Source organism: Mycobacterium sp. UNC410CL29Cvi84 (genome assembly GCF_000686745.1).
In the GTDB taxonomy this organism is placed as follows: domain Bacteria; phylum Actinomycetota; class Actinomycetes; order Mycobacteriales; family Mycobacteriaceae; genus Mycobacterium; species Mycobacterium mucogenicum_B.
On the sequence record NZ_JMLM01000018.1, the window covers coordinates 41,741 to 58,203 of the forward strand.

A 16,463-nucleotide genomic window follows, 5' to 3' on the forward strand; every position below is an offset into this window, starting at 1 on the left:
AATTCTCCTGCTGCTGTGGACTTTTGATGTCGTATCCGGGGTGAACCGGTGTTGACTCAAGAGTCCCGCAACAGGGCCCGGCCGTCTGTCCACCAGCCGGCCCTCAGCAGGATGAATTCACTGTCCCCCGATTGGGGGACACCGACACGGGGATTTGTGCACGATTTTCCGCGCCGACCGCGGAAAAACGTGCACAAATCCCTGGTCAGCGGAGGTTGTTGAGCGCTCCCAGCACCTGGGCGACGAGCTTGTCGATGTCGGCGCCGGTCGTGTCGACCACGAGGTCCGGGTTCTCCGGCGGCTCGTATGGGGCGTCCACGCCGGTCAGGCCGCGCAGCTCACCGGCCTTGGCCCGGGCGTACAGGCCCTTGGGGTCGCGGCGCTCGCACTCGGTGCGCGGGGTGGACACGTAGACCTCGATGAACGGCAGCTTGGCGACGCTGCTCAGCTCGCGCGCGGTGTCGCGGTCCGACTTCAGTGGCGACACCAGCGAGGCCAGTGCCACCACTCCCGAGTCCGCCAGGAGCCGGGCCAGATGCCCCACGCGGCGGATGTTCTCGGCGCGGTCGCCCGCGGAGAACCCGAGGTCGTCGGACAGTCCGTGCCGGATGTTGTCGCCGTCGAGCAGGTAGGCCACCTGCCCACTTTCGACCAGCGCCCGCTCGACCGCGACGGCCAGCGTCGACTTGCCCGATGCCGGCAGCCCGGTGAACCAGATGGTCGCGCCCCGCTGCCCGGTCCGGGCCCACCGGTAGGACCGGTCCAATGACGAATGGTGCCAACGGATGTCGCTGCGTGAGTGGGTGCCGAGCTTCACCTCGCGCGGCTCGGTGATGGTGCCGGCGCCGACGGTGTCGTTGGACGTCTCGTCGATCAGGATGAAGGCGCCGCTCTCCCGGTTGTCGCGGTACGGGTCGGCGATGACGGTCGAGCTGGTGCGCAGCGTGACGGCGCCGATGTCGTTGAGTACCAACTCCACCGGCTGATCGATGTCGTCCAGCGTCTCGGGATCGAGCCGCGTGTGCAGCGCCTGCACCGTGGCGCGGACGGTGCGGGTGCCCTGCTTGAGTGCCAGACGGTCACCGGCCCGCAGCGGGGTCTCGGCGAACCAGCACACCGTGGCGTCGAGTTCGCGGGCCAACACCGGGATCGACGCGTTCTCGGCGCTGCTGACCAGTACGTCACCGCGGCCGACGTCGATGTCGTCGGCCAGCTCGATCGAAACCGACAGTGGGGCAACGGCTGTGGTGCGGTCGTCATCGAGGGTGTCCACGGCGGTGACGGTCGAGCTGGTGCCCGCAGGCAGGCTCAGCACGGTGTCGCCGACCTGCAGGGTGCCCGCGGTCAGCCGGCCGGTGTAGCGGCGGCGCTGTTCCGCGGTGGGCCGGGACACCCACTGGATGGGCAGCCGCAGCTTGGCCGGTTCGGGTTGTGGCGCACTGAGTTCGATGCCCTCGAGGTACTCCAGCAGTGTCGGCCCCTCGTACCACGGGGTGTTCTCCGAACGGTGCACGACGTTGTCGCCGAGCTTGGCCGCGAGCGGGATCACGGTGAGGTCAACCGCACCCAGCCGGGCGGCGACCTTACCGAGCTCGTCGTGTACCGCATCGAAGCGCGCCTGGTCGAAGTCGACCAGATCGATCTTGTTGACCGCAGCCACGAAGTGCTTGATACCCAACAGCTTTGCGATCCGCGCATGGCGCAGGGTCTGGCGCAGCACACCGGCGCGGGCGTCGACCAGCAGGATGGCCACGTGCGCGTTGGAGGCGCCGGTGAACATGTTGCGGGTGTAGCGCTCATGGCCCGGGGTGTCGGCCAGGATGTAGCTGCGGGACTCGGTGGAGAAGAAGCGGTAGGCCACATCGATGGTGATGCCCTGTTCGCGTTCGGCCCGCAGGCCGTCGGACAGGGCCGCCAGGTCGGCCACGCCGTCGTCGTCGGTGACGGCGTCCAGGTGGTCCAGCGGCAGGCTGTCGGTGTCGTGCAGCAGTCGGCCGATCAGGGTGCTCTTGCCGTCGTCGACTGAGCCCGCGGTGGCAATGCGCAGAAGTTGCCTGGTGCTCATCAGAAGTAGCCCTCTCGCTTACGGTCTTCCATCGCCGCCACCGACGTGCGGTCGTCGGCCCGGGTCTCGCCGCGTTCCGACACCGTCGCAGCGGAGATCTCGGTGATCACGCTCGCGATGTCGACGGCTTTCGACCGCACCGCGCCGGTGATGGTGAGGTCACCGACGGTGCGGTAGCGCACCCACTCGACCGCCGCCGATTCGCCGGGGCCGGGCTGGGTGTACTCGGACACGGCGAGCAGGATGCCGTCGCGCTCGAACACCTCGCGTTCGTGCGCGAAGTAGATCGACGGCAGCTCAAGGTTTTCCAGCTCGATGTAGCGCCAGATGTCCAGCTCGGTCCAGTTGGACAGCGGGAACACCCGGACCTGCTCGCCCTTGCGGATGCGGCCGTTGTACAGCGACCAGGGCTCGGGCCGCTGGGCGCGGGGGTCCCACTGACCGAACTCGTCGCGGAAGCTCAGGATGCGTTCCTTGGCGCGGGCGCGCTCTTCGTCGCGGCGGGCGCCGCCGAACGCGGCGTCGAAGCCGCCGGCTTCCAGAGCATCGAGCAGGGTGCGGGTCTGCTGCCGGTTGCGGGACGCTCCCGGGCCCGGATCGGCGACCCGGCCGGTGTCGATGCTCTCCTGCACCGACCCGACGAGCAGCTTGTGCCCGACGCCCGTCGTGCGGCGATCCCGGAAGTCGATGACCTCCGGGAAGTTGTGGCCGGTGTCGACGTGCAGCACCGGGAACGGCAGCGGGCCAGGCCGGAAAGCCTTCTCCGCCAACCGAAGCAGGACGATGGAGTCCTTGCCCGCCGAGAACAGCAGCACCGGGCGCTCGAGCTCGGCCACCACCTCGCGAATGATGTGCACGGCTTCGGCCTCGAGCAGCCGGAGCTCGTCGACCTGAGTGTCTGTGGTGCTCATACCGGCAGCCCCTCCTTTTCGGCTTCGGCGCGATAGCGCTCCACCCATTCGTCAGAACGCTGATCGGCCTGACGTTCCAGCACCGGTTTCGGTGCGAGCCTGCGGTCCTGGCCGAGCGCCTCCAGCACATCGCCGACGACCTCGGTCAGGTTGCGCCACAACACCGGATACGGCACTTCGATCCGGTTGACGTTCTCCTCGGCGAACCAGTTCTGCCAGCCCTCTTCCTGCGCCCGCAGCATCTTCACGACGTGGGCGATGGCACCGGCGTGGTACTCCGCGCGGGCGTCGCGCACCGGGTCCGGGCGGCCCCGCCACACGCGGGTCTGCACGGCACGCCAGAACGAGACCGCCTGGGACACCACGTCGGGCCGGTGGATGTGGATGAGCACCGGATCGGAGCCGATGACGTCGCGGATGGCCGCCAGCAGTCCGTCGCCGGAGCGGTCCGGCAGGTCCTTGGCTCGTCGTTGCAGCTGCGCGGTCTGGTTCCACATGAGCTTGCCGCCCCAGATTCCGTTGGGCGTGCGGCCGGCGGTCTGGATGTAGTCGCGCCAGATGGTCGCCGGCGCCAGTTCGGGCCTGCCGTCGATCAGCGGGTCGAGGAGCCGCAGGATCGACTCGTCCTCGGTATCGGCGAACCACTCGCGCGGCTGCGGGGACATGCTGCTGTGTGGCAGGTACTGGAAGAACTCCTGCGGTTCGCCGGCCACACCGGTGGCGCGCAGCGACTCGACCAGAAGCGTGCTGCCGCTGCGCTGTGATGCGAGGACCAGATAGGCCGTCGGTGCTGTCATGGCGCAGAGCCTAGCCTGCGGCGAAATCCCTTGCAGAAGGGGATTTTTCGCACAATGAGTATTAGTCTTGCGACGTCGAATCCGGGTTGATTCCGCGGTCGGAGGCCGCCGCCGAGCGGCTCGTCGCGGGGCGTCCGTGGATGCTCAGATAGGTCCCGGTGTAGCGGTCCGAGATCTGTGTCCCGGTGAATTCAGAGGGTATGACATCGCCCGTCTGCTGTCGCCAGGTGTTGAGCTTGAGGGCCAATTGCGCTGCCACCGCATGATATTCGGGCTGTACGTCGAGCAGCAGATTGTGCCGCTCGGTGGGGTCGGCGTGCAGGTCGTACAGCTCGCGGGCCGGGCGCGGATCGCCGATGGCCGGCTGCACCGCGCGGCCCGGCGGGCTGTCGGCGATGTCCCACGGCAGGTCCAAGAGCGGGCGCGATGCATAGTTCTCGATGTAACTGAAGTCTTTTGTTCGCACTGCGCGAATAGGGTCGAACGAGTCGTGGTAGGTCTTGGCGGTGTAGACCTCTTCGCGCACCACGGGCTGGGCCTCGGCCGCGGTCAGCGCCGCCGCATGCGAAAGCCCCTCGACCGCAGCCGGAACGGGCACGCCCAGAAGGTCCAGCAGCGTCGGCAGCAGGTCGACCCCACTGAACAGTTCGTCGTACACGTGCGGCGCGATGCCGGCATCGCGTGGCGGCCGCACGATCATGGCGATGCCGGTGCCGGCGTCGTACAGCGTCGACTTGGCCCGCGGCAGCGCCGGCCCGTGGTCGGTGAGGAACACGACCCACGTGTTGCGGTCCAGGCCGGCCGCCTCCAGGGCATCCAGCAGCTGCCCTACCGCGGCATCGGCGACGGCGATGGACCCGTAGAACTCGGCCAAGTCGTCCCGCACACTGTCGGTGTCGGGCAGGTAATCGGGCACGCTGACGGTGTCGCTGGGCGCGGGCTCGTAGCGCTCCCGCGGGTAGGGCCGGTGGGTCTCGAAGAACCCTGCGGTGAGCAGGAACGGCTTCTGCGGTGGTTCCTCGAGCCATCGCACCGCCCGCTCGACGACGTACTCACAGAAGGAGTTCGACACGTCGAATTCGTCGAACCCCAGGCGGGACGGGAACGATGTCTCGTGCTGCATGCCGAACAGCGCTGTGTGCCAACCGGATTCGGAGAGCAGTTGGGGTAGCGTCTGGACGCCCGCGTAGTACTCCCATCCGTGGTGCGCCAGCCCGACCAGCCCGTTGCTCTGCGGGTAGCGCCCCGTGAAGATCGAACCGCGCGACGGCGAACACAGCGGGGCGGTGGCGTGGGCCCGCGTGAAGAGGATGCCTTCGGCCGCCAGCTGGTCCAGCCGGGGACTGCTGACGTCGCGGTGGCCGTACGTCCCGAGATAGCGCCCGAGGTCGTGCCAGTGCACGAACAGCACGTTCTGGCCCGGCGTATGGGGCATGGGTCGGCTACCTCCTGGCGATCATGGTCACGAAATCAGCCATGAAACCGCGAATTGCTTTACTGTTCAACGGTTTCATGCGGCGTGATTCGTGCCCGCCTCACCGCCACGCGAACACCGGCTGCTCCAGCTCGTCGACCGGGTCCGGCCGGCCTTCCAGTCCCAGCCAGCGCAACTGCAGCAGGACCGCACCCGTGGGCGCGTGGATGAGGTCGTTGCCCAGCGGAATCTGGACCACCGGACGTTCACTCTCGGGAATGGAGATGAACCGCGGTGAGTCGGGCCGCTGCAACTGGTGCAGGCCGACGCGGTACACCGCCAGCACCTCGTCGGGCGACGGCTGCGGGTCCAGGCGCCCGCCGCCCCACACCACCACCGGTGTGATGACGTACCCGGACCGCGTCGCGTAGTCGTCGAGCAGGCCCAGGACGGATTCCTCGGGCAGCTTGATGCCGACTTCCTCGTGCAGCTCCCGCAGCGCCGCGTCCACGACCGTCTCGCCGGGATCGAGGCGCCCGCCGGGCAGGGCCCACTGCGCGGCATGCGAGTTCAGCCGGGACGTGCGGCGGCACAGCAGGAACGCGGCGCCACCGGCGACGTCGACCATGCGTCCGTCCAGGTTCTGGTCGGGCAACGGCCGTCCGCCGATCCATTCGTCGACCGGGGCCGGGTCGATGCGGTCCTCACCGCGCTCGGAGTCCACCAGCACGATGGCCACTGCGGCATGGCGCTTGCTCGGGTCGTCGACCACGCGGCGTTGGTGGCCGGCCAGGTGCGTCCCGATCTGCTCGCGCAGTGCTTCGTCGTACCGGATCGTCATCGGCCCGACGCTACGCCCCGCCGATTCAGGTGGTCGGGGGCATCCCGCACGCGACGTACACGTACTTGTTGGGGACGTCGAAGGTGAACTTGCGGGCCGGCAGCGCCGCGAGGACGTCGGCCGGCAGTGGTGCCTTGTAGCGCAGGGACATCGAGCCCTCGAAACTCGGGTCGACGGCGGCCAGGTCGGGGGCGTCCAGCAGCAGGCCGGAGTCGTCCAGTTCGGCCTGGACCATGGTGCCTGCGGCGGTGGCCCACTCGTGGTTGACGGTCTTGACGGCCTTGTTGGGCGCCGACGACAGCGTGCCGAGCAGCCGCTTCTCGGTGATGACCAGAGCGCCCACGAGGCTGCGGAGGGTGCTCTTGGCGACCTTGCCGGGTACGTGGCCGGAGAACCGGAACGTCACCGGGACGAACTCGGCGACGTGCAGCAGCCCCTCGGCCTGGAGCTGCTCACGGATGTCATCGGGCAGGTTGCCGATGCCGAGCAGCTTGCGCAGCAGTACAGCCATGTCCTCAGCGTAGATCCCGCAAGTGTGAATCCACTACGAGAAACGGCGCCGAGCGTGACTGTCGTGTCACACCCGGCGCCGGATCGTCGAATTGCTGAACTACTTCTGCGCGGGCAGGACGTGCTCTCCGGTCTTGTCCGTTGCCAGGCACAGCGAGCAGATGTAGCCGCCCTCGGCCGAGGCCAGCATGTCGGGGCGCTCGTACTCGTGGTGGCACTTCTGGCACAGCAGGTGCGCGTCGGACGGGTTGCCGTACTCGTCGTACATCGGCAGGTCGATGCCGTCGTCGGTGCGGCGCAGGTAGTACTTGCCCTTGGTCGCGATCGCGATGATGGGCGGCAGCACCACGCCGAGCCCGATCGCCACCAGCGGCGAGTAGGGCGTGAGCGCCGAGCCGAGCCCCCCGAAGAACGCCACCACCGACAGGCCCGCCGCGATCAGCATCGAGCCGAAGCCCACCGGATTGAAGGCGTACAGCATGCCGCGACGGAACTCGGGCTCCTTGGGCGACAGCTTCAGCAGGAACTTGTTGAAGACGATGTCGCTGGCCACCACCACAACCCAGGCCATGCCGCAGTTGGCGTAGAAACCCAGGATGGTGCTGAGGAAGTCGAACATGTTGGCTTCCATCAGGATCAGCGCGATCAGCAGGTTCACGCCGAGGAACACCAGGCGGCCGGGGTAGTGGTTGGTGATGCGGGTGTAGGAGTTGGTCCAGGCCAGCGAGCCCGAGTAGGCGTTGGTGACGTTGATCTTGATCTGGCTGATCACCACGAGCACCACGGCCAAGGTCATGGCGAGCCAGCCCGGCAGGAAGTTCTCGTAGATCGACAGGAACTGGTGCACCGGCTGGTTGGCGATGCCCGCGCTGTCGGCGACATTGGCGATCAGGTAGACGGCGAGGAACAGGCCGACGACCTGCTTGATGGCGCCGAAGAACACCCAGCCCGGGCCGGCCAGGAACATCCAGGTCCACCAGGAGCGCTTGTTCTCCGGGGTCTTCGGCGGCATGAACCGCAGGTAGTCGTTCTGCTCGGCGATCTGCGCGATCAGTGACAGACACACGCCGGCGGCCAGCAGCGTCGAGCCCATGTCGAAGCCCTGGATGTGGTCTTTGCCCTGGTAGGCGAAGAACTGCCCGACCGATTCGGGATGGCTGATCAGCAGGTAGACGAACGGCGCGACCATCAGGATCAGCCACAGCGGAGTGGTCCAGACCTGCAGTGTCGAGAGCACCTTCATGCCGTAGATGACGAGCGGGAAGATGATGAGTGTCGACACCGCGTAGCCGAGCCACAACGGCAGGCCCAGGCCCAATTTGAGGCCCTGGGCCATGATCGACCCCTCCAGCGCGAAGAAGATGAAGGTGAACGTCGCGAAGATGACGTTCGTGACCACCGAGCCGTAGTAGCCGAAGCCACTGCCGCGCGTCACGAGGTCGAGGTCGATGTTGTACCGGGCCGAGTAGTAGGCCACCGGGAATCCGGTCAGCAGGATGACGACCGCGAAGATCGCGATGCCCGCCAGCGCGTTGGTGGTGCCGTATGAGATGCCGATGTTGGCACCGATCGCGAAGTCGGCCAGGTAGGCGATGCCGCCCAGTGCCGAGATGCCGACCACGCGCGTCGACCATTTCCGGTAACTGCGTGGCGCAAAGCGGAGGGTGTAGTCCTCCAGGGTTTCGCGTGTCGCGGTCAACCGGTCCTGATCGACGTCCGGTACAGCGGCAGGCGTCACCGGCTCCTGGCTGAGGTCTTGGGTCATGGTTAGCGAAGCTATGGTCAGTTTGTTTCATGCCCGTGACAGTTATGTTCCGGGCGGTAGCGAATTTCCGGCGCGCGAGCGCATCCGAAAGGAGACCGGTGACGAACCGCAACCGCTGGCTGTTCGGGACCGCGGCCGTGATCGGTTACGCCCTGTTGTGGGTGGGCTGGGCTGCGCAGTGGCCCTGGGTGACGACCTTCGACACGTCGCTGCTCGCACCCTTGCACCGGTACGGCGCGGCACACCCGGGCTGGGTGCTGGGCTGGAAGTGGTTTTCCTTCATCTTCGGGCCGTGGACCTTCCGGATCATCGCGGTGGTGGTTGCGTTCGTCGCGCTCGCACGGAGACAGCGGCGCACCGCGCTCTTCCTGTTGATAGGCGTCGCTGCGACGGGCCTCGTCACCGAGGTCGCCAAGGACATCGCGCAACGGGCGCGGCCGCTGACCGCGCTGGCGCACGAACCGTCGTGGTCGTTCCCGTCGGGACACGCGCTGGGCACCATGGCCGGTGCGCTTGGGCTGTGCGCGGTGTTCCGGCTGTGGGGTGTGGCGCGGCAGCGGCTGGTCGAGGTGCTCACCGCCGTGATCGTCGTGACCGTCGGGGTGAGCCGGGTGGTGCTCAACGTGCACAACCCGACCGACGTTCTCGCGGGGTGGTTGCTGGGTGCGCTGTGGTTCCTGGTGTGCCTGCCCTTGCTCACGCCAGTGCTTGCATCTGCCGGGTCTCAAAGCCGAAGCCCTATCGTGCCCAAACCTTGACCCGCCCTGGCTTGACCTTCCAGAGGGCGGTTCTCGACCATGGACGGGTGCGCCGACTGTTCGCTTTGCTGTGTGCTGCCGCGCTGGCGGTGGCACTGGCGCCCGTCGGCAATGCGGTGGTCACTCCGTGGTTCGCCAACTCGGTGGGATCGGCCACGCAGGTGATTTCGGTTGTGGGCGTTGGTGGTTCGTCGGCCAAGATGGACGTGTACCAGCGCGGGCCCGCGGGGTGGGACGCCGTCGCGGTCGGTATCCCGGCGCACGTCGGCTCCCGGGGCATGGTCCCGCAGAGCCACGACGGCAACCTGCAGACCCCGATGGGCATCTTCACGCTGCCGTTCGCGTTCGGCACCGCCGCCAATCCCGGGACGGGTCTGCAATACGTCCAGACCACACCCGATCACTGGTGGGACGGCGACATGAAGAGCCCCACCTACAACACCATGCAGGTGTGCAAGAAGGCGCAGTGCCGCTTCGACACCGACCCCGCAAGTGGCACCGAAAACCTCGACATCACGCCCTACAAGTACGCCGTCGTCATGGGCGTCAACCCGCAACGGACGCCCGGTAACGGCGGCGCCTTCTTCGTCCACATCGGTGACGGCCCGACGGCCGGGTGCGTGGCGATCGACGAGGGCACCCTGGTGAAGATCATGCGGTGGCTTCAACCGGGAGCGCTGATCGCCGTTGCCAAGTGATCAGATATGAAGGGCAGTACCGGTTTCCAGCTTGAAATTCAGGTTTTCGAGCGGCATCGTCGCGTCGATACCGCTCATGCCGGACTGTGCAACACAACCAGCACTCAGACTCAGCAGGTTTGGTCCACAGGCTGGACACAGCGGACGAAAAGTAATCTGCGAGAACGCCGTTCGTACGTGTCCCAGGCTGCGGTAGCGCGGTTGCGCGTTAGGGTGGTGGGGTTATGAGCCACCAGCTGGGGTTGTCCATCGGGACGACCAACCTGGTCGCAGCGCGTGTCGGTGAACCGCCCATGGTGCGGCGCTCCGTGCTGCGCCTGTTCCGTGACCGCGCGCCCCAGATCGGGTTGTCCGCGGATGCCGTCGACGACGGCGTGACGCTCAGCGGCTTCGTCGAACGCGTCGGTGACCCGGTGCCGATGGTGGCGCCCGATGGCACGGCATATCACGCCGACCAGTTGGTGGCCGAGGCGTTGGACGCCCTGATCGAGGCGGCCGGCGGCGAGCCGCCGACGGGACAGCTGGCGATTTCCGTTCCGGCGCACTGGGATACCGCGACGCTGCGAGCGATGCGGACCGTGATGCGGTCCAATCCCAGCCTGGCGCCCAATGGGGTTCCGGCGCGCCTGGTGTCCGATGCGGTGGCGGCGCTGACCGCTCTGCACGCCAATCCGGGTCTGCCCGCCACCGGCACCGCCGCGCTGCTCGATTTCGGTGGCGGTGGCACCAGCATCACGCTGGCCGCGGCGGACACGTCGTTCGAGCCCATCGAGACCGTGCGGTACCCCGAATTCTCCGGTGAGGGCGTCGACCAGGCGCTGCTGTCGCACGTGCTCGACCGCGTCGGTGGCGCCGGGGGAGTGGACACCGCAGGCACCGCGGCTGTGAGTTCGCTGGAGAAGCTCCGTGAATCCTGCTGTGCGGCAAAGGAACTGTTGTCCGAGGCCGAGACGGCGACGGTGCCGGTGGACATTCCGGGCCACCAGGGCGACGTCGAGGTCACCCGCGCCGAGTTGTCCGAACTGCTCGACGAACCGCTGACCGGCGTACTGGCGGAGCTCGACGAGCTGTTGCAGCGCAACAACATTGCGTGGCGATCCGTCAGCTCGGTGGTTGCGGTCGGCGGCGGCGCGCGGATCCCGATGGTCAGCACGCGGCTCGCCGCACATCTCGAGGCGCGTGGCGGCGCGGGCATCCTGGTCACGACCCCGCAACCGGCGCTCGACGCCGCGGTGGGCGCGGCCCTGTTCGCGGTGTACGGCGCCGACGCCGACGCCAAGACCGGGATGGCGCCGGCCGCCTTGCTGGGCACCGCGCCGACCGCCGCGGTCGACGGTGGCTCTGCCACCGCGCCGGCGGCAATCCCCGAACTCGACGTGCTTACCGACACCGCGGCCGCCCGGGTGGTCAAGGCCACCGGTCCGTCATTGGCCTGGTCCGAGGACTCCGACGGTGGCGGTGACCTGCTGCCCTACACCGGTGACGACGTCTTCGGTGACACCACGACCACTCGCGCCATCGCGCAGTACGTGCCGCCGGCCGGAGCAGTGGCCACCGAGCCGTCCAAGGCCTGGCAGCGGCTGCCACTGGTGGTGTTCGGCGTCGCGATCTTCGCCGCGATCGCGGCCGTCGGCGGCGTGACCATCGCGCTGACCGGTGACCGCAAACCCGTCGCACCGCCGACCACACCGCCGCCGTCGCTGAGCGAGTCGCCGACGCCACCGCCACCGGCACCGCCGGCCGAACCGCCGCCACCCAGCACCGTCACCGTCACCAACGAGGTGCCCGCGCCGCCACCTCCACAGCCGAGTCCGACGTACCAACCGCCGGTCACCCACACTCCGGCGCCGACGCACACCACGACGACGCACGCCCCGACGACGACTCCGCCGCCGGTGACGACCACCGCCACCACGACCGAGGCGCCACCGCCGCCTCCGCCGCCATCCACGACGGAGACACCGACCTCGACGACGCCGACCATGACGACGAGCTATATCCGGCTGCCGTTCGTCCCGGTGCCGATCCCGATCCAGGTGCCCAAGGGCCCGGACCAACCGGCGGAATCTCAGCCGCCGACCAACCCGTACTACCCGGGACAGCAGCAGTACCCGTACGGGCAGTACCCACAGCAGTATCCGCAGCAATACCCGTATTGATGGGCGGTATTGCAACCGATTTGGGTGATTTAAACCCGTAATGACCTATTGACGCCAGCGTCAGAGCGTTGACGTGAACTGGAAATTAACTTGATCCCATACCACAACTGCGGCAATCTTGTTCTATGAATTCGACAAGAACTCGCGTCGGACTGGCAGGTGCCGCGGCAATGGTCGCTCTGGGGGTTCTCGGTGCAATCTCCTCTGGAGTGACCAATGGCGGCGCCGTCGCCGGCTCCGACCACGCCCCGACAAACACCGTTTTCAACAGCCCCGAGGTGCCTGATTTCAACAGCGGCGCCACGCAGACCTGGACTCCAGGAGCCACAACTGCCGCAACGATGAGCGCAGCGCCCGCAGTTAAGGCAGGATAGGGCCCCATGAAGACTGCATGGGGTGTTGCTGCGGCAACTTCGCTGGGTGCTGTGGCTTTGATGTGTAGTGGTGTGGCTTCCGCTGGCTCTGCACCCAATGTGGTCGGCCAGAAGTTCAGTGACGCGCGAACGGCACTGTCCAGCGCCGGGTTCAAGCCGCTGGTGTCCACGACGGTGGGCGACCAGCTGCAGTGGCCGAACTGCGTGGTGACCAACCAGGTTGCCCGCACGGTCTCGGCCCCGGCCAACAGTGGCGGTTCGAGCAGCAGCCAGGTTTTGCTGTCGCTGAACTGTGAGGCCGCGTACGCCACTGCGGGCAGCCCCGGCAACTCGCTGGGCAGCCCGGCGGGCTCGCAGGCCTACGCCTCCGCAGCGGCGTCGGCCGCAGCGGCTGCCTCGTCGGCATCGGCCGCAGCCGAGGCTGAGGCTGCCGCGGCCGCCGATTCAGGCCAGGTCTGGGAGGGCCAGAACGCCCCACGCTGAACCCTCGACCGGCGGTAACCGGAGGGTTTCGGTTTCTCGGCGATCTCGGATACGCGGCTGCCCGCAAGCCTGCGTATCCGATATTGCTGATCGCGGTGCTTTGGTGGGGATTCGCTGGCTGGCGTGGAGATTTGTCTGAGTGTGCGTTTTGCTGACTGCTGGCTCATGTTTGCGCGCCAGTAATGAGAATGCCGCTCTGGCAGGTGATTTCGAGCGTGTCGCAAGTTGCGTCAAGTCTGTCTGAGCGGCTTGTATATCCCACTGTGCCGGAATTGGATCGTCGAAACATGATGCGCGCGTCGGGGCTCGGCCTGCTGGCCGCCGCCGCGATGCCGTCCCCCGCCGCTCTGGCGGATCCCCAACCGGGCAGTTCGCCCACTCCGCCGCTGGCCCCGCAGCCGGCCGCGCAAACGCCCACCTACATCTTCCACGATGAGTTCGACGGCCCCGCCGGGTCGCGGCCGGACCCGGCCAAGTGGAACATCTCCCCGCAGCGCGAGACCATCAAGAACCCGGTGTTCTGGGACCGCCCGGAGAACATGGGCCAGTACCGCGACGACCGGGAGCACGTCTTCCTGGACGGCAAGGGCAACCTGGTCATCCGTGCCACGCGCGACGCCAACGGGAAATACACCAGCGGCAAGGTCTTCGGCACCTTCTGGGGTGGCATCAACACCACCTGGGAAGCCCGGATCAAGTTCAACTGCCTGACCAACGGCTGCTGGCCGGCCTGGTGGCTGTCCAACGACCACCCCGTCGTCGGCGGCGAGATCGACCTGGCCGAGTGGTACGGCAACGGTGAATGGCCGTCGGGCACCACGGTGCACGCGCGGTCGGACGGCACGTCGTTCGACACGCACCCGCACCCGATCGACGGTGGCTGGCACACCTGGCGCGTCACCTGGAACGACGCCGGTATGTCGTTCTGGCAGGACTACGCCGAAGGTATGCAGCCGTACTTCTTCGTGCCGGCGAACTCGCTGGATGACTGGCCGTTCAACCTGCCCGGTTACTCGGTGTTCCCGGTCCTGAACCTGGCCGTGTCCGGTTCTGGTGGCGGCGACCCCAAGGGTGGCAGCTACCCGGCCGAGATGCTCGTCGACTACGTGCGGGTCTGGTAAACCTCCAACAGCTGACAATGGGCCCCGCTTCGGCGGGGCCCATTCTCTTATCTATTGGGCCGCGGCTTACTGAGGGCCGCGACCCCGGAACGTGGTGCCCGCCCGCTCCAGCAGCCCGCGCACCCGGGTAATGCCGTAGCCGGTCTCCTCGGCGAGCTGGCGAATGCTCTCGCCGTTCTCGTAGCGGATGCGCAGTTCCTTGCCGATGCGTTCGGCCGTCGTCGGATCCAGCCGGACGTGCTTGGTCACCGGTGGCACGTCGATCGCGCCGCCGGCATAGCCCTTGTGAACCTGGCCGCGCGGCGTGACGTCGGCGGCGGACTCGTCGCCCCACGCCGTCCAACCCGGTTGCGGGTGCCGGGCGAACAGTTCCAGGTATGGGCCGGGGGAGCAGGCCTCGATGAATCCGTACTGCTCGTCGGGCTTACGGGAATGCTCCCGCTTGCGGGTCTCGATCATGTTGACCTGGCTGCGGGCGTGCGGCAGCGTGCGCATGCTGCCGCGTACACCGAACAGGATGATCTCGGTGACGTTGCGGAAGTAGAAGCCGACGCCGCGGCCGTCGGGCCCGCCGTCCTTGCGCCGCTTGGCCCAGATGACGTTGGAGACGTAGCGGTAGCCCCACGCTTCCATCACACGCAGCCCCTCGGGCAGCAGCGCGTTGGGCACCCACAGATACAGGTGCGAGTCACGGGCGGCGACGGTCGACACCGGGATGTCACAGATGGCGTCGAGATCGAGCGTGGAGTAGCGGTCCAGGCGCCGGTGTTCCGGTGCGACCTTGCCGGTCCGGTTGGTGAAACGCCAAGGGGGATCGGCCAATACGGTCTTCCAGCCGCCGTCGATGGTGGGCAGCGGCGGCGGCGCGGCGATATCGCGCAGGGGGGCGGCCTTCGTCTCGGCGCCGGCCTGGTCGCTGCGTTTCGCCACGTTGTCACTCCTACCTTCGAATTAGATCTTTTCGAACGGAGAAGATCTTCACGAAATCGTAGGCGATGGCACCGACAGGTCAGGCCTCCCAGAGGCCGATGTCGTCGGTTGTGTCCGGAGACTCTTGATCCGGGGCGTGGTCGGCCCAGGTGCGGGCACAGATCGCGACGGCCAGCAGCGGGCAGCCGCCGCTGTCGCCGCGCTGCATCCGCGGCCGCAGCTTTTCGGTGTTGGTGGTGGTCGTGGTGGCCAGGATGCGGCGGGCCCGCTCGTCGTCCATGCCGGCTTCGATGCCCAGCCGGTAGCCCAGGGTGCGCAGGTCGGTCTGGGTGCGGGTGATGATGACGGCGACGTCGATCAGCGCCGCGTCGTACAGCGCGCGGTAGGCGCTCAGGTCGCGATCGAGGTTGCCGTCCTTGGCATTCCACTCCACATCCAGAGCCAGCCGGTCGACGAAGTTGTCGACCTTGTAGCCCTCGTTGAACACCTCGGTGTCCTCCAGGGTGGGGTGCATTTCGCCGGCCGGCTTGTGCGGCATCTTGCGGAGCTCGAGTCGGATGCGCGTGTCCACGCGTGCCTCACGCCAGCCCTTGTTCCGGAAGGCGGTGTTGAGCCGGGCCGCGAGCTCGGTCTCCTGGCCGCCGGGCTGGACGAGATCGTCCGTGCGGAGCTGGAATTCGTGCAGGGCGGTGACGAGTTCGTCGAACCGCTGCGGGTTGGTGGCGGCCAGGATCGCGGCGGCGTTGCGGGTCTCGATGAACTCGTACCGGCCGCGGATGTGCGGCGGCAGCACGCGGGTGTACGAGTCCGTCAGATCCACGGGGCGACGGTAGCAGTGCGCTCAGCCACGCAGCACGGCCTCCAACTGTTCGGCGGTGCGCGCCCAACCGTTGTGGAAGTTGTCGTACTCGTGCGACGGCAGCAGCGAGTGCTCGATCTCCATCAGCGTCTCGCCGTCGCCGTGGGGCTCGAAGGTGACGTTGACGACGCTGGCCATGGTCGGGTCGGGCCAGTTGGAATTGCTCCACGTGAAACGGAGCAGCCGCGGGCGGTCGATCTCCAGGAAGTGCCCGATGATCAGGACGATGGTGCCGGTGGCGTCGTGGTCGACGTCGAACCGCAGCTTGCCGCCGACATGGGGTTCGACGGTGATGGCGACACACCGGGATGGGCGCGGGCACATCCAGTCCATCAACGACTCGACATCGAGCCACTCGCCGAACACCACGTCGGGGACCGCCGGCATGACGCGCTGCACGCGCACGGTCACGGGTTCTGTCATTGGCCATGTCCTTTGCGCCGCAAGCGGTCCGCGAGGGCATCCGCCCGTACCGACCAGAAATTGGATTGTTCGTTGATCCACTGCTGCGCCATGGTCAGCCCATCGGGGCGAAGGGACACCCACCGTTCGCGGCCGCGGACATCGCGTTGCACCAGGCCCGCTGATTCCAGCACGCCGATATGCCGGGACACGCCGGCGAACGTCATCGGCAGCGGGGCGGCCAGGTCGGTGATGCGGGCATCGCCTTGTCGCAGCGTCTCCAGTAGCCGGCGGCGCGTCGGATCCGCCAGGGCGGCGTACGCCCGGTCCAGCAGCTGATCTTCAACCATCTTGTTGACTATAGCGATGGATCGTG

The 16,463-nt window shown here is 67.5% G+C and carries 16 protein-coding genes; 5 read left to right on the forward strand and 11 right to left on the reverse strand.

The features are described from left to right. Window positions 1-205: 205 nt before the first annotated feature. The 7 genes from cysC to BR47_RS0122785 all read right to left on the reverse strand — a co-directional run bounded on the left by cysC (window position 206) and on the right by BR47_RS0122785 (window position 8,303). A complete protein-coding gene (cysC, locus tag BR47_RS0122755; protein WP_020103906.1) occupies window positions 206-2,065 on the reverse strand; it encodes an adenylyl-sulfate kinase in 1,860 nt (619 codons plus the stop codon). Continuing rightward, complete coding sequence (cysD, locus tag BR47_RS0122760) at window positions 2,065-2,976, reverse strand: sulfate adenylyltransferase subunit CysD (RefSeq protein ID WP_029120876.1); 912 nt, start codon at window positions 2,974-2,976, stop codon at window positions 2,065-2,067. The genes cysC and cysD overlap by 1 nt, the downstream gene beginning before the upstream one ends. Beyond that, window positions 2,973-3,773 carry a trehalose 2-sulfotransferase gene (gene stf0 / locus BR47_RS0122765; protein ID WP_020103908.1) on the reverse strand — a complete coding sequence of 267 codons (801 nt, stop codon included), beginning with the start codon at window positions 3,771-3,773 and terminating at the stop codon, window positions 2,973-2,975. The genes cysD and stf0 overlap by 4 nt, the downstream gene beginning before the upstream one ends. A 61-nt stretch (window positions 3,774-3,834) precedes the next feature. Continuing rightward, a complete protein-coding gene (locus tag BR47_RS0122770; RefSeq protein WP_029120877.1) occupies window positions 3,835-5,208 on the reverse strand; it encodes a sulfatase family protein in 1,374 nt (457 codons plus the stop codon). Between the two features lie 100 nt (window positions 5,209-5,308). Further along, window positions 5,309-6,028: an NUDIX hydrolase gene (locus tag BR47_RS0122775; RefSeq protein ID WP_029120878.1), complete on the reverse strand. Its 720-nt coding sequence runs from the start codon at window positions 6,026-6,028 to the stop codon at window positions 5,309-5,311. Between the two features lie 25 nt (window positions 6,029-6,053). Further along, complete coding sequence (locus BR47_RS0122780) at window positions 6,054-6,539, reverse strand: hypothetical protein (RefSeq protein WP_020103911.1); 486 nt, start codon at window positions 6,537-6,539, stop codon at window positions 6,054-6,056. A 99-nt stretch (window positions 6,540-6,638) separates the two neighbouring features. After that, window positions 6,639-8,303, reverse strand: coding sequence for a purine-cytosine permease family protein (locus tag BR47_RS0122785; protein WP_020103912.1), 1,665 nt, complete (start codon window positions 8,301-8,303; stop codon window positions 6,639-6,641). Between the two features lie 98 nt (window positions 8,304-8,401). On the opposite strand from BR47_RS0122785, the gene BR47_RS0122790 reads away from it, so the two are divergent. The 5 genes from BR47_RS0122790 (at window position 8,402) to BR47_RS0122810 (ending at window position 13,896) form a co-directional block, all read left to right on the forward strand. Beyond that, window positions 8,402-9,061 (forward strand): phosphatase PAP2 family protein, encoded by a 660-nt coding sequence (locus BR47_RS0122790; protein WP_029120879.1) that lies wholly within the window; start codon window positions 8,402-8,404, stop codon window positions 9,059-9,061. Between the two features lie 47 nt (window positions 9,062-9,108). Beyond that, entirely contained in the window at window positions 9,109-9,759 is a 651-nt protein-coding gene (locus BR47_RS0122795; protein WP_020103914.1) for a L,D-transpeptidase family protein, read from the forward strand. A gap of 224 nt (window positions 9,760-9,983) precedes the next feature. Then, entirely contained in the window at window positions 9,984-11,918 is a 1,935-nt protein-coding gene (locus tag BR47_RS0122800; RefSeq protein WP_029120880.1) for an Hsp70 family protein, read from the forward strand. A 446-nt stretch (window positions 11,919-12,364) separates the two neighbouring features. Beyond that, a complete protein-coding gene (locus BR47_RS31195; RefSeq protein WP_177127420.1) occupies window positions 12,365-12,775 on the forward strand; it encodes a PASTA domain-containing protein in 411 nt (136 codons plus the stop codon). Window positions 12,776-13,047: 272 nt separating this feature from the next. Then, window positions 13,048-13,896, forward strand: a complete 849-nt coding sequence (locus tag BR47_RS0122810; protein WP_029120881.1) for a glycoside hydrolase family 16 protein — start codon at window positions 13,048-13,050, stop codon at window positions 13,894-13,896. A 66-nt stretch (window positions 13,897-13,962) separates the two neighbouring features. On the opposite strand, the gene BR47_RS0122815 is transcribed toward BR47_RS0122810, so the two are convergent. The 4 genes from BR47_RS0122815 to BR47_RS0122830 all read right to left on the reverse strand — a co-directional run bounded on the left by BR47_RS0122815 (window position 13,963) and on the right by BR47_RS0122830 (window position 16,437). Then, window positions 13,963-14,826, reverse strand: coding sequence for an MT-A70 family methyltransferase (locus BR47_RS0122815; protein WP_081831370.1), 864 nt, complete (start codon window positions 14,824-14,826; stop codon window positions 13,963-13,965). Window positions 14,827-14,905: 79 nt separating this feature from the next. Continuing rightward, entirely contained in the window at window positions 14,906-15,646 is a 741-nt protein-coding gene (locus tag BR47_RS0122820; protein ID WP_029120883.1) for a BglII/BstYI family type II restriction endonuclease, read from the reverse strand. Between the two features lie 21 nt (window positions 15,647-15,667). Next, window positions 15,668-16,108 (reverse strand): SRPBCC family protein, encoded by a 441-nt coding sequence (locus tag BR47_RS0122825; RefSeq protein ID WP_029120884.1) that lies wholly within the window; start codon window positions 16,106-16,108, stop codon window positions 15,668-15,670. Beyond that, window positions 16,105-16,437 (reverse strand): ArsR/SmtB family transcription factor, encoded by a 333-nt coding sequence (locus BR47_RS0122830; RefSeq protein WP_020103921.1) that lies wholly within the window; start codon window positions 16,435-16,437, stop codon window positions 16,105-16,107. The genes BR47_RS0122825 and BR47_RS0122830 overlap by 4 nt, the downstream gene beginning before the upstream one ends. Window positions 16,438-16,463: the final 26 nt, after the last annotated feature.

Coding starts and splice junctions, on each gene's coding strand:
- cysC (WP_020103906.1), bottom strand. CDS start 2,065: ATGAGCACCAGGCAACTTCTGCGCATTGCCACCGCGGGCTCAGTCGAC.
- cysD (WP_029120876.1), bottom strand. CDS start 2,976: ATGAGCACCACAGACACTCAGGTCGACGAGCTCCGGCTGCTCGAGGCC.
- stf0 (WP_020103908.1), bottom strand. CDS start 3,773: ATGACAGCACCGACGGCCTATCTGGTCCTCGCATCACAGCGCAGCGGC.
- BR47_RS0122770 (WP_029120877.1), bottom strand. CDS start 5,208: ATGCCCCATACGCCGGGCCAGAACGTGCTGTTCGTGCACTGGCACGAC.
- BR47_RS0122775 (WP_029120878.1), bottom strand. CDS start 6,028: ATGACGATCCGGTACGACGAAGCACTGCGCGAGCAGATCGGGACGCAC.
- BR47_RS0122780 (WP_020103911.1), bottom strand. CDS start 6,539: ATGGCTGTACTGCTGCGCAAGCTGCTCGGCATCGGCAACCTGCCCGAT.
- BR47_RS0122785 (WP_020103912.1), bottom strand. CDS start 8,303: ATGACCCAAGACCTCAGCCAGGAGCCGGTGACGCCTGCCGCTGTACCG.
- BR47_RS0122800 (WP_029120880.1), top strand. CDS start 9,984: ATGAGCCACCAGCTGGGGTTGTCCATCGGGACGACCAACCTGGTCGCA.
- BR47_RS0122825 (WP_029120884.1), bottom strand. CDS start 16,108: ATGACAGAACCCGTGACCGTGCGCGTGCAGCGCGTCATGCCGGCGGTC.
- BR47_RS0122830 (WP_020103921.1), bottom strand. CDS start 16,437: ATGGTTGAAGATCAGCTGCTGGACCGGGCGTACGCCGCCCTGGCGGAT.